Below are 12,537 nucleotides of genomic sequence, written 5' to 3' on the forward strand. Positions count from 1 at the left end.
AAAAAAGACGTAGCTGAAGCCGTTCTCCATTCGGATCAAGGCTATCAGTATACGTCTTATGCATACAACAAGCGATTAGAAGCATATGGCATAAAAGGCAGCCACTCTCGCAAAGGAAACTGCCTAGATAACGCCTGTGTAGAATCCTTCTTTTCGCACCTCAAGACAGAGAAGTTGTATCTATACCAGTGTAAATCGGAAAGTGAATTAAGACAAGCCGTTGAAGATTATATTTACTATTATAATTATCAACGATTTCAATCTAAACTCAATCAGCGTGCGCCGATTGAGTTTAGACACGCACTAGCTGCATAGTTTTTTTATATTGTCTACTTGACAGGGATAAGACCACTCTTCGACGGTCTTTTTTTATTTATAAAATATCATTCATTATTAGTTAGATAGTTGATATTGATGGAAAATTCTTTCTTTATATGTTATGAATTGATATATAAATATCTTAGAGGTTGGAGGTTCTCATGAAAACGGTATTTCCTGAGTTCTATAAATATAATCAAGAAGAGTTTAAAAATATTTTTGATAATTGTTATTTTGTAATAGATGCAAATGTGTTGTTGAATCTATATAGATACTCGGAGCCTACTGCAAATAAGTTACTAGAAATACTAGAGAAAATCAGTGATAGATTATGGATGCCTTATCAAGTAGGTTTAGAGTTTCATTCCAATAGGGTGAACGTTATTTTAGAGCAACAAATAGCTTATGATAATATTTGTGGAAAAATAGATTCGCAAGCAACAGAGTTTATTTCAAAGTTTAAAAAAGGATTTAACAGCAGACACCCGAAAATACATACGGATGTCATAGCGCAGAAGATGCAAGACTCGTTTGATGAAATTATTGCTGGTTTAAAACAGGATAAGGAACAACATCCTAATTTTCTCAATGAAGATAGTATTTTAGATTCATTGAACAAATTGTATGAAAACAAGATAGGCAATTCATATACACAAGGTGAATTAGAGAAGATTTATAAAGAGGGAGAAGACCGCTACAAGAAGAAGTTTCCACCTGGTTTCGAAGATGAAAAAGATAAGAAAGATCAGACTAAAGAATATAACGGTGTTATTTATCAAGATAAGTTTGGAGATTTAGTTGTTTGGAAGCAAATTATAGATAAAGCAAAAAATGACAATAAATCAATGATTTTTGTTACAGATGACGTGAAACCAGATTGGTGGCAAATTGAAAAAGGTAGAACAATTGGTCCGCGTATTGAACTGCTAAATGAGTTTAGAAGAGAGACAGACGTTTCTTTTTACATGTATAAAAGTGAACAGTTTATGAATCAAGTACAAGGCCAGTTAAGGGAAAAAGTAAGTGAGATTGCAATTAAAGAGATAGAAGATTTAAGAGAGTCTTCCGTAAGTTCTGAATCTGAAGGTCTAAAAATGTCTGAAAAAGAATTAGAAATAATGGAGAAATTTAGTTTTTATACTGAAGAACCGAACAACTTTTATAATGATTATAGTGAAGCTTTAATGAAATCTATTATAAGAGATTTAATGCAACTTAGGACGACTTATTTACCTAGTGAAAGAGAGTTTTTCTATAAACTTTATCAAGATGAGTACTATCGCCTAACTAAAGAAAAGGAATTAGTCGATTCGGGATTGTTAGAAGCGAAAGAATATGCTAACCAACTAGAAATATTCCAAGAAAAGGTGGAAAAAGTCCTTAAGGAAAGAATAGCATATACTACATATGAAGGATAATTTATAACAGGCTACTTTCGAGTAGTCTTTTTTGTTTTAACTACTAATTTTTACCTCGTTAGTTACCTATACCTTATAGAATGTAATTTTTATCGAATACTACTGTATTTTATCCTCTTAGCTATTTATACGTAATGTAGGTATTACGAAATTATTTATCGCTTGCCTACTGTATTTTATACTGTTTTGCGGCTATACGTATTAGAGGGAGTATACTAACTTTTACTCTATTTTGTATCCTATTATATGAGAATGGTATGTCAACACGAAACTAGACAATTTTTTTTAGGTGTTCCTGCCTGTACTGAACAGGACTCAAATAGCCTAGTGTTCCATGGATTCTAACATTGTTAAACCAGTTTACGTAGTCGTTCAATTCTAAGGTCAATTCTTCTAAACTTGCGAAATGACGACCTCGAACGAACTCTGTTTTAAAGATTTTGTAGGTTGCTTCCGCTACCGCATTATCGTATGGGCAGCTTTTCGCACTTAATGAACGCTTAATTTTGAAGGTCTCCAACGTATCGTGAATCAGCTTGTTTTTGAACTCATTTCCTCGGTCTGTATGAAATAAGGTAATCCGATTCAAGTTTGTTTTCACCGTTGCGAAAGCTTGTGAAACAAGCTCGGCATCTTTCTTTTTGCCTACACTATGTCCTATGATTTCTTGATTAAAGAGATCAACTAATAAACATACGTAATTCCACTTTTTGTTCACACGGACGTATGTTAAATCGCTTACGACTACAGTCAGTTCTTCTTTCTGGTTGAACTGACGATCGAGCTCGTTTGAAATTTTTTCTTCATTACAGCTAACTCTCTTCGGTTTAAATTGTGCAATCGTATAGTGAGATACTAAACCTTGGTTCTTCATGATTCGTCCAATACGGCGACGTGAAATCACATATCCTAACTTCTTTAATTCCACTTTTATCTTTCGTGTTCCATAGTTCTGACGGCTCTCTCGGAAGATTTCTTTCACGAGTGGTGACAATTCATCTACTGTATCTTGTGCTTGTTTTGCCTCATAATAATACGTTGCTCTTGGTAATTGTAGGACATCAAACATTGCTGATATCGAGTATTTATGTAGGTTATTCTTCACTACTTTTACTTTCGTCCTAGTATCAGCGCCGCTTGCTTTAAAATATCATTTTCCATAAGAAGCTGTTTGTTTTGTTTTCTCAACGCTTCCAATTCTAGTTGTTCAGCCGTCTTATTATCTTTCTCTTTAAATGAGCCAGACGTATGATTTTGATTGATCCATCGATCCAATGATGATGGTGTTAGTCCGTATTCCTTAATGATGTCTTTCCTTGGTTTACCATTTTGATACAGTCGAACCATTTGGTGTTTAAATTCTGCTGTAAAGGTTCTTCTTTCTCTTTTATTTTTCGTCATAGTAGATTCTCCTCAAATATATTAGTTGTAGTCTACTTGACCTTAATTTTTTTGTCTAGTTCAGTGTAGCCTATCCATTTTAAAAGTTGGACAGTGGAGATTATACTTAATATCTTAGACGTTGTTCCAGAGTATTTTTGTTTTATTCTTAATGAAGAATCACGAGAGTGCCTATGACATTGTATGATGGAGATAAAATGGATATTGTTTCCGTCTTTAATGATATAATTAAACTAGTTTATAAAAAGATTAACTTATTAATAGGGAATATTTATAGACTACGAAATGTATTCACATGTGAATAGTGAGAAGAAATTAAGTGCCATTGTTCTAATCATGTTCTTATAACAATTCTATGAGCCGTACGGACTGTATTATGAAATGTAAGGAACAAACGGTGAAATTTAGACTGTGAGTAAGGTAAAATTATTGTTACTTTGACTAAGCATTATAGGCACTAATAAAGTTTTTTTCTTTGCTTTAATACAGATTGCTTTCAATCAGATATTAAGGGGAGATAGTTGCAAGTTTGTTATAATAAAATTAAAGTAATTAGAGGTGTTAATATGGTACGAGGTTTAGTGATAGGAAGCACGGGTTATAGTAATCAGTCATTACCAGATATGTTAATTGATCTAGAACAATGGATTGAATTTTTAAGGGATTCAGATAATATATTTAAATCTACAATCGAAGAATTGGAAAAAATAGGTTATTGGAGTTCTGTGGATTATGATTTTAAAGCAAGTTGCTATGATTTAAGAAGATACTTTAATACTGCAATTAATGACTTACAAGAGGTTATTAATGGAATATATTCTGAAATTAAAGAGTATCATATTCGATTACTGAAAAACTTGGGTGCAAATGCTCATGAGCAACATAGTCATCACAGGAAAATATGGAGAGAGTATCCAAATAAGGAATACGGTGATGCTACATTTAAAATGGTAGAGACATTATATGCTGAAGGTAGTGACATGGCTGGAGATATGTTTGATTTAAATAATCTTGCTGCAAGGCTTGAGCATTTTGTAGGAATGTCAAAGCAAGTTGACAGTTCCAAACGAACTATAACTGTAAATAATAATTTTAATGCCACAGTTACAGGAATACAACAAAACTATGAAAGCAGTAATATACAACAAACAGTCAATCTCGGATCAAGTCAAGACAAAGAATTGGAAGAATTAAAAATAATTATCAACCAATTTAAAGAGTTTTTAGAACAAAGTACAATTCAAGAAAAAGAAGAAATGGCTGAAAATCTTAGTGATTTAGAGGAAACACTTCAACAAGAACAGCCTAAAAAAAATCGGATTAAATCCTTTGGGAACTCTATTACCACTGGCATGAAAAAGATGTTAACAATGAAATCGTTCAATAATATGGATGAAATTTCTACTAAGTTACCTAAACTAATTGACAATTTCACTAATATAATTGACAAATTATGACAGTTAATCAATATTACTGTTGATGCTATTAAACATTAAAGACACCTTGTAAAGGATGTCTTTTTCTTTTGAAATAGGGTAGTGCGTAATTAAATATAGTAACTTATGCGGTGAATAGAAATATAAACTCTACTACTTCTGCAATCTAAATTAAAAATCGTTACCATATAAGATAAATGGGAAACAATGTTAATAAACGTTATTTTTTACGTGTGAAATACCCATATAGAAAAGCTATAAGATTGATAGGATTTTTTAGGTTACTTAATTCATATATTAAACAGTGTATATAAATACATCTGCTTCTCTATTTTTTTATCAAACAAATTAGTGTTTTGATGACGAAAAAGTGACAATTAAAACTCTATTTGTTGCATAGGATAATGTCTTGAAAAAGAGTGCACATTTTGATCACTCTTTAGTTTATAAATTATTAATCGGACTATGCTTATTGTGCTGAGCTATAATATCTTTATTTGTCATATTATAATATATTTCCTAACCATCTCAATTGATGAATGCCCTAAAATTTTTTGTAGAGTCATCACATCGCCATTATTAAGCAAATAATACTTTGCAAATGTATGTCTGAAAGTGTGAGGAGAGACTCTTACCCCCTTAATTCCTGCACTATCACCATATATTTTTAATCTTTGTCTAAAACGTGCAGGATCAATGGTATTTCCATAAACAGTAGCAAATATATGCAGGGTATCAAATTCCTCAATTTCAACTAGTAATTCACGCAGTAGCTTACTAGTCTTTTGGGACATAGGTACATATCGAGTTTTACGTTTTTTTGTGTTAGTACCTTTTAACTCAATTACATTCGTTTTAAAATCAATATCCTCTTGTTGAAGATTTAACGCTTCACTAATCCGCATACCTGTATCAGCAAGTAACATCATTAATACATAGTCCCTGAATCCTGCATAGGTTCGTTGATTTGGCTGTTTAAGTAAAGTTTTTAATTGATCAACGGATAATGCTTCTATATTATCTTGTGCTTCTTTTAATGACTTAATTTTTGTAAAAGGATTTAAATGTACATAATTCTCTTCGACGAGAAAGTTGTAGAATGCTTTCAGATGTTTCATGATAGTCTTTATATAAGAAACGGAGACATCAATGGATTTATATTCTTCCTTAACACAATGGTTATTTTTATGCTTAATGTGGTCATTCTTCAAGTAATATAAAAACTCTCTAATAGTATTAGTATCCAGTGTATTAGGCGTTACGTATTCATGACGTTCTTCTAAATATCGGTGAAATACTAAGAAATACCCCTTCTTATTTTCAAGTGTTCTTCTTGCAAGACCTTCTGCTTCTTTTGCAAATATATAAATGTTAAATAACTCTTGGAATGTGTAAGTTTCAACCTGTGTAACCTCAATATTTGTACGGCCTAACGTTGCTTTGCCTCTTTTACCCGTTCTGGACAAAATAAAACGCCTCCCTATATCGGTAATTTGGTTTACCGTATAAGAAGACGTGAATGACTTGCACCCTAAAAAGTAATTGACCGCAACACTAGGGTGATTTTTGGTGTGCAAAGGATAAAACCTTAACACTTACAAACCCTTGTAGGATACGGTCTCTTAAAAAGTAATGATCCCGACTGGTCTCGAACCAGCGACCTCCACCCTGTCAAGGTGGCGCTCTCCCTGCTGAGCTACGGGATCATGATGAAATAATGATGGATAAACATCGTTGTTATTTTATGGTTTCTATTATAAATGAAATAATAGGAACTCTACAAGACTTTTTATTTATAATATTTCGAATAATAATTAGAAGGGTGTTGTACTTCATTTTATATCATTACATGTGGGTATACATGATAATGTAAAAAAATAGTGATTTTTAGCAAATGTAATATTATGAGAAAAATGAGAGATTGATGTATAGGGGGAGCATCATGTTTAAAAAGGGGATTGTGTTTGTTGTTGGAGGTTTTGTTTTAGTAGGAGTAATATTAGGTGGTTTGCAGTTGTTTTATAAGACGGATCAACAAGAAAGTAAGGTTGAGAAGGCTGAACAAGTGAAAGAAGATCTATCAAAGAATGTTCCGCAAAAAATAACAGCGATACATAGTGATTTAAATAATATAACGGGCTGGGAGAAGTATGAGAAATATGAAGATGTGAATAGCCCGTCATGGGACGAGTCTAGAAGTTCTTTTGAATTAATTGCGGTTACGTTGAAGGAAGCTGTTTCTTTGTCTAATGATGGTTTAAAAGGCGATTTGGAACGAGCTGAGAAGTTACATAGTATTGCAGTGAAGCATCATGATACGCAAGCTTTAAGGTATGCACATCGTATTGTCCACGACCTTGATATTAAAGTAAATGGAATTGATGTGAATTATGTTTTTAATAGTGCGAAAGCTGGAGATGGGAGTGAGGTTCCTGTTTACGATGAATATATTAAGCAGCACAGCAAGTAAATGCGAGACTTTTATATGTGGTCAGAGGCTCTTTTTCTCTTAAATAGAAGGAAGTTTTTCGTTTATATAGTAGTTTTTAGGGCATATGAAGAGTTCATTTTTTACCATTCTATTAATATTATATACAGAGGAATAAATGATTTATTTCTAAATATATATATGAATGAAGGGGCGGAAATGGTAAGAAAAAATTTTAAAATGTTTGTGCCGAGATATAGAACAATTGCTATTAATGGAGCAGTTCTTGATGTAAATGTGTCTCATGATGAATTTGCAGATGAGTTTTTACAGTGGATTGTATCAAAGGGTTGGTTATTTATTGGGGTAACGGATGAGATAATGGAAGAGGACGTTAATAAGAGATTTAGAGATCTCTTAAGTGATGAGGAAGATAAGGAGGAATGATTCCTCCTTATTTTGCTATATTGATATGATGTATTTTTTTGTAAAATTATGATATACTGAAAAACGGTGAATAAAGAGTATCGTGTTCCATTTTGATTTCGATAATTAATTAACGTATATATAGAGAGTTAAGAAAAGGGAGAATTGTATGTTGAATTTCAAGAAAATTTCGGCTTTGGTTATTGCGAGCTGTTTATTTTTGCTTGCTCCTGTTAAGTTGTATGCCGAAAATGTACCAACGCCGGAAGTATTCGGGCAGTTTGCGGTTACAATGGATGCGAAAACAGGTGATGTTTTGTATGACAAAAATGCACATCAGCGTGCTTTTCCGGCTAGTATGACGAAAGTGTTAACGAGTATTTTGTTAGTGGAGCATGTACAACCTGGGGAGCAGATTACTTTTTCTCAAAAAGCTCTTGAACAAGAGAAAAGTAATTATCAAATTGAACTTCAGGCTGGGGAAACGGTAGATCGTGATACGGCACTTATGATTTTAATGGTGTTAAGTGCAAATGATGTAGCATATGCGATTGCGGAGCATGTGGCAGGAAGTCCAGAAAATTTTGCGAAGATGATGAATGAGAAGGCAGTGCAGTTAGGGGCAAAGGATAGTCATTTTGTTACGCCAAATGGTCTTCATGATCCGAATCATTATACAACGGCGTATGATATGGCAATGATTACAAGAGGTGCGATGAAGCATCCAGAAATTATGAAGGCTATGAATACGAAGCGAACAAATGTTACAACGTCAAGACAAACTGCTTCTATTTTTAATAAAGGACAATATTTTGAAAATCCGTTTTGCATTGGCGGGAAAACAGGTTTTACAAATGAAGCGCGTAATACGCTTGTCCAAATGAATGAGAAAGATGGAAATCGTATTGTGAATGTCGTAATGGCTTCACAAAAACCTGAAATTTATGAGGATATGAGAAAGCTTGCTGATTATGGATTTTCGCAATTTGCAAAGCAGCAAGTGTTAGATAAAAACAATTGGACAAAGGAAATGCTTTACTTGAATAAATCAGTAGATGGTGAGCTTGAGCGAAGTGTTGATCTTGTAATGAAACAAGGTGAAGCGAAAAATGTACAAGCTGTTTTTAAAGAAAAGCATGTTGATGAGGTACATTTATATAAAACGGGTCTTCGCCGCGGTGATGTGATTGGGACTGTCGATCTTAAGAAAAATGATCAAACGATAGAAAGTATTAACGTTCTTTCAAAAGCAGATGTTGTGTTTGAGAAGCCGGAAGAGACTAGTATAACAAAATCAACTTTTTCGTATGAGTTAATAGCTGGTATTAGTGCAGCTGTTCTTATTATCTTTAGTATCGGAGTATTTCTTTGGAATCGTAAAAGACAGAAGATGTTGTCGCGATGAAAATAGGCAAATGTATTTTGCCTATTTTTTATTGTGTTTTTTGAATATTCATTATAATATAATTGTGAGTTCTGTAAAAAGAATACCGAATAGGAATGTTTTTTGCGATTTACTTATATAAAGGCGAAATAAATGAGAGGAAGGAAACAGATGAAGTTTGTATGGAAAGTAATGAGTAATATCATTTCTTTTGTTTTGTTTATGATTATGGTTAGTTTAGCGTTTGTTGTTATTTCGTCAAAGGCGAGTGGCGGCGATCCAACGGTGATGGGATACCAATTCAAAGCGGTATTATCAGGATCAATGGAACCTACGTTTTTAACAGGGTCTGTTATTGCGATTGAACCAACGAAAGATGGTTCAAAGTATAAAAAAGGTGATGTTATTACGTTTAAAGAGAAAGATAATAAGATTGTGACTCACCGCATTATTGATGTGAAAGATGTAAATGGAAAAGTGGCTTATGAAACAAAAGGGGACAATAATAATGGTCCTGATTTAAAGCCGGTTCTTGCTGAAAATGTAATTGGAAAATATGCAGATATTACTGTTCCTTATGTGGGATATTTGTTGGGGTATGCGAATTCAAAAGCAGGAGCTGCCTTACTTTTAATTATTCCAGGTATATGTTTACTTGGGTATTCAGCAGTTTCTATTTTTAGTGCAATTCGTAGCATTGATAATGAAAAGAAAAATAAATCTGCAGATGTAGGAGGATCTGTGTAACTATAATATTTTTGTAAAGTATGGTACTTGTGTTTAATAAGTACCATTTTTTCTTTATTCACGGTTCTTCACCATAACTTGGGGTTGTTTTTTGAAAATGAATCATTTTTAATACACAGAACGGAGAATGGCGACTCCTGCCGGAATAGCGAGGAAAGTGAGACCCCGCAGGCTTGTCGAGGGAGGCTGGCTCTCGCCCGCGGAAAGCGTCCACTCGGAGTGGAGTGTACATCTATCTATATGTCACCCCCGTTTTTTGGTGATAAACCTTATTTAATTAGTACAGACAATTTTTTACATATAATGTAAAAATAAGTCGTGGATCTGTCGTTTTTTGTATCTTAAATTGTCTTTCATTTTATTTTTAAGTTCACTATAATGTAAATGTAAGGTTCTTAATAAAGAATTACAATGCACGTGACAGGAGAGGGTATCATGAACAAAGTATCCAGGAGATTTAAAAATACACTCGTATTAACGTGTATGTGTTCTATCTCTTTTTATATGGGAGCAACAGCTATAGGAACTACAGAAGCTAAGTTTTTGAATGAAAAAAAGGTAGAGTCTGTCGTTTCAGCTGCGATCGTATTTCCAAAAACAGTTGAAAATAGTGTAAAAGAAGCACAGTTAAAAGAATTAGAGATTTTAAAAATATATCAAAATATGATGCAAGACGCGCAGAAAAGTACATCTGTAGAACAAATTGAGAAAGTTTTGGTGAATTGGCAACAACAGCGTGAAAAACTTGTACAAGATCAACAAGAGTTACAAAAAATATATACAGAGATTGAAGGATATTATAATCAAGTATCTGAAACTGTAAAAGCTGACAATACGAAGGCAAGTCAAGATGTATTTGCATACGTACAAAACGGCTTTACAAATATTAAAGCAATAAAAAATAATATTGAACAACAAGTAAGTATACAAAAAATAGATGAGATGAATGAAGTATTACAAAAGAAAATTGATGAAGAAAAGAAACAAAAGGAAGAACAGGCGAAGCAAAAACAACAAGAAGAACAAGTGAAGCAAAAACAACAAGAAGAACAGGTGAAATCATAAACAGCAAAGCGGAGACAATACATTTCTAATCAACCAGAAAAACATTATGAAAAGGATTTATTATCTGAGGTTATACCTTCTACAACTGTAGAGGTTAACATAAAAAATAATGTGTTTTTAGGGGGAATATGGAATGGGATTTAAGAAAAAATTAGGTATGGGAGTAGCGTCAGCAACATTAGGATTATCTTTAATTGGTGGAGGAACATTTGCGTATTTTAGCGATAAAGAGGTTTCAAATAATACATTTGCAGCAGGTACTTTAGACCTTGCTGTAGATCCGACAAAAATTATTGATGTTGATAATATTAAGCCTGGGGATAAGATGACACGTGATTTTAAACTTATTAATAATGGTAGTTTAGATATCAAAACTGTTAAATTATTAACGGACTATAAAGTAATAGATGCAAAAGGTAATAATACAGAAGACTTTGGAAAACATATTCGTGTAAACTTCTTCTGGAATTGGGATAAGCTTAGCGAGCCGATTTTCTCAACAACATTAGCAGATTTAAAAGGAATGTCACCAGATGCAGTTCAAGAAAGTATTTTTGGTAGCTGGTTTGCAGAAAAAGGCGGTTTAAAGCATGGTGATTCAGACTATCTATGGGTACAATATGAATTTGTAGATAATAGTAAAGATCAAAACCAATTCCAAGGGGATAAACTTGAATTGAAATGGACGTTCGAAGCAGAACAAACTGAGGGAGAAGAAAGATAATTTTTTTCTAAAAGGTGGGATAGTCCCACCTTTTTCTATATAGGGTTTTTCTAACATATTTTTGCTTATATGAGGGATGTGTATGAACCGCGAAAAACTTTGGTATGTTTTGATCACTTATTGTGTTATTGTGCTGTTTGTTGGAATTTGTATGGATATGGAGAAAATACAGGCGAAGGAACGTCAGGAAATTGATTTAAGTTTGACACCTAATGAAATGTTATTTGATGTGGTGGACATGAAACCAGGAGATTGGAAGAAAAGGAGTATTCATGTTAGCAATAAACAGGGTGAGGACTTCTCTTACTTTTTAAATTCAGAATTTAATGAAGGTTCAGTTAAATTATATAATGCGCTGCAGCTAGAGATTAGGGCTTCGGACCAATTGTTATATAAAGGAAGTTTGAGTGGGTTTACAAAAAAAGAAAAACGTATATTGGGAAAAGGGAAAAACGAAGAGTTACAATGTATAGTTCGATTCCCTGAAGAATTGGGAAATGATTATCAAGGTTTAAAGGTAAATATGAAATTTGTTTTCTATGCAGAAGATTCGCGCGATATAGTAGAAAAAACAGATAGTGGAAAGAATGATATATCGAATAGAAACGAAGGCAATGGTAATACTGATAGGACTTTAGATCACTCGTATGTAAAACAAAATAAATTACCTAGTACTGGGAGTTTGTATGGAGATATAATGTTAATTTTATTGGGAAGTGGATTGATTATAGTTGCAATATTATTATGGCGAAAAAGAATTAGAGAGTAAAGTAATGGTAACCTAAGGTAGTTCTTCTTGTTAGAAGAAGGAGCTACCTTAGGTTATTTTACGTAACCTGTGTGGTTTTACCTATGAGGAAAGAAGTAAGTTTATTGAGAGATCCATAAATAGAGATATGAGAATGGGATACTAGCAATTGTTTTCCACATCTATTTGAATTGTGATAGAATACAATGTTGTTGAACTCTTTAAGTTTTACAGAATGAATTTTCTTTATTTTTTGACTATTCTAGATAAAAGGGGAGAAAAAATTAGAAAAATAGCGAAAAATAGAATATTGATAAATTAAACGATGAAAAAAGTGGGAATATCTTAATATTTGACACTTTTCTAATACGCCCTTGTTCTTTATAATGAATTCAAAGGGCTTATGAAAGAACATACATAGAGATAATAGGAAGTAGACTGG

The 12,537-nt window shown here is 33.0% G+C and carries 12 protein-coding genes and 1 tRNA gene; 10 read left to right on the forward strand and 3 right to left on the reverse strand.

Annotation, left to right across the window (positions count from 1 at the left end):
* Positions 1-315: IS3 family transposase (locus BM211_RS02760; protein ID WP_141771581.1), on the forward strand; the 315-nt coding region annotated here is incomplete at its 5' end.
* A 164-nt stretch (positions 316-479) separates the two neighbouring features.
* On the forward strand, positions 480-1,736 hold the full coding sequence (locus BM211_RS02765) for a PIN-like domain-containing protein (RefSeq protein WP_090995027.1): 1,257 nt from the start codon (positions 480-482) through the stop codon (positions 1,734-1,736).
* A gap of 271 nt (positions 1,737-2,007) precedes the next feature.
* On the opposite strand, the gene BM211_RS02770 is transcribed toward BM211_RS02765, so the two are convergent.
* Positions 2,008-3,137, reverse strand: a protein-coding gene (locus BM211_RS02770) for an IS3 family transposase (RefSeq protein WP_090995030.1) whose coding sequence is annotated in 2 segments (ribosomal slippage) — positions 2,008-2,882 and positions 2,882-3,137 — 1,131 coding nt in all. Because the reading frame shifts where the segments join, the coding sequence is not laid out codon by codon here.
* Positions 3,138-3,658: 521 nt separating this feature from the next.
* On the opposite strand from BM211_RS02770, the gene BM211_RS02775 reads away from it, so the two are divergent.
* Positions 3,659-4,594: a hypothetical protein gene (locus tag BM211_RS02775; protein ID WP_090995033.1), complete on the forward strand. Its 936-nt coding sequence runs from the start codon at positions 3,659-3,661 to the stop codon at positions 4,592-4,594.
* 479 nt (positions 4,595-5,073) lie between these two features.
* Here BM211_RS02775 and BM211_RS02780 read toward each other — a convergent pair whose 3' ends face one another.
* Both BM211_RS02780 and BM211_RS02785 read right to left on the reverse strand, forming a co-directional pair.
* On the reverse strand, positions 5,074-6,039 hold the full coding sequence (locus BM211_RS02780; protein ID WP_256216747.1) for a tyrosine-type recombinase/integrase: 966 nt from the start codon (positions 6,037-6,039) through the stop codon (positions 5,074-5,076).
* A gap of 167 nt (positions 6,040-6,206) precedes the next feature.
* Positions 6,207-6,279, reverse strand: a tRNA-Val gene (locus BM211_RS02785).
* A gap of 236 nt (positions 6,280-6,515) precedes the next feature.
* On the opposite strand from BM211_RS02785, the gene BM211_RS02790 reads away from it, so the two are divergent.
* From BM211_RS02790 to BM211_RS02820, 7 genes are all read left to right on the forward strand, one after another.
* Positions 6,516-7,043, forward strand: a complete 528-nt coding sequence (locus BM211_RS02790) for a hypothetical protein (RefSeq protein ID WP_090995035.1) — start codon at positions 6,516-6,518, stop codon at positions 7,041-7,043.
* 177 nt (positions 7,044-7,220) lie between these two features.
* Positions 7,221-7,448, forward strand: a complete 228-nt coding sequence (locus BM211_RS02795) for a hypothetical protein (protein ID WP_035435653.1) — start codon at positions 7,221-7,223, stop codon at positions 7,446-7,448.
* A 148-nt stretch (positions 7,449-7,596) separates the two neighbouring features.
* Positions 7,597-8,832, forward strand: a complete 1,236-nt coding sequence (locus tag BM211_RS02800) for a D-alanyl-D-alanine carboxypeptidase family protein (protein WP_090995038.1) — start codon at positions 7,597-7,599, stop codon at positions 8,830-8,832.
* A gap of 150 nt (positions 8,833-8,982) precedes the next feature.
* Positions 8,983-9,558, forward strand: a complete 576-nt coding sequence (gene sipW / locus BM211_RS02805; RefSeq protein WP_035435563.1) for a signal peptidase I SipW — start codon at positions 8,983-8,985, stop codon at positions 9,556-9,558.
* A 435-nt stretch (positions 9,559-9,993) separates the two neighbouring features.
* A complete protein-coding gene (locus BM211_RS02810) occupies positions 9,994-10,623 on the forward strand; it encodes a DUF4047 domain-containing protein (RefSeq protein WP_035435561.1) in 630 nt (209 codons plus the stop codon).
* 133 nt (positions 10,624-10,756) lie between these two features.
* Complete coding sequence (locus tag BM211_RS02815) at positions 10,757-11,347, forward strand: CalY family protein (protein ID WP_035435559.1); 591 nt, start codon at positions 10,757-10,759, stop codon at positions 11,345-11,347.
* An 82-nt stretch (positions 11,348-11,429) separates the two neighbouring features.
* The gene (locus BM211_RS02820; RefSeq protein WP_051957356.1) at positions 11,430-12,116 is read left to right on the forward strand and encodes an LPXTG cell wall anchor domain-containing protein; all 687 of its coding nucleotides are present in this window, start codon (positions 11,430-11,432) and stop codon (positions 12,114-12,116) included.
* Positions 12,117-12,537: the final 421 nt, after the last annotated feature.

Origin of the sequence: Bacillus sp. 491mf, assembly GCF_900112415.1 — a bacterium.
Taxonomy (GTDB): Bacteria; Bacillota; Bacilli; order Bacillales; family Bacillaceae_G; genus Bacillus_A.

Excerpts from the sequence above, each read along its gene's own strand:
- BM211_RS02815 (WP_035435559.1), top strand. The coding sequence starts at position 10,757 with ATGGGATTTAAGAAAAAATTAGGTATGGGAGTAGCGTCAGCAACATTA.
- BM211_RS02795 (WP_035435653.1), top strand. The coding sequence starts at position 7,221 with ATGGTAAGAAAAAATTTTAAAATGTTTGTGCCGAGATATAGAACAATT.
- BM211_RS02800 (WP_090995038.1), top strand. The coding sequence starts at position 7,597 with ATGTTGAATTTCAAGAAAATTTCGGCTTTGGTTATTGCGAGCTGTTTA.
- BM211_RS02810 (WP_035435561.1), top strand. The coding sequence starts at position 9,994 with ATGAACAAAGTATCCAGGAGATTTAAAAATACACTCGTATTAACGTGT.
- BM211_RS02820 (WP_051957356.1), top strand. The coding sequence starts at position 11,430 with ATGAACCGCGAAAAACTTTGGTATGTTTTGATCACTTATTGTGTTATT.
- BM211_RS02790 (WP_090995035.1), top strand. The coding sequence starts at position 6,516 with ATGTTTAAAAAGGGGATTGTGTTTGTTGTTGGAGGTTTTGTTTTAGTA.
- sipW (WP_035435563.1), top strand. The coding sequence starts at position 8,983 with ATGAAGTTTGTATGGAAAGTAATGAGTAATATCATTTCTTTTGTTTTG.
- BM211_RS02765 (WP_090995027.1), top strand. The coding sequence starts at position 480 with ATGAAAACGGTATTTCCTGAGTTCTATAAATATAATCAAGAAGAGTTT.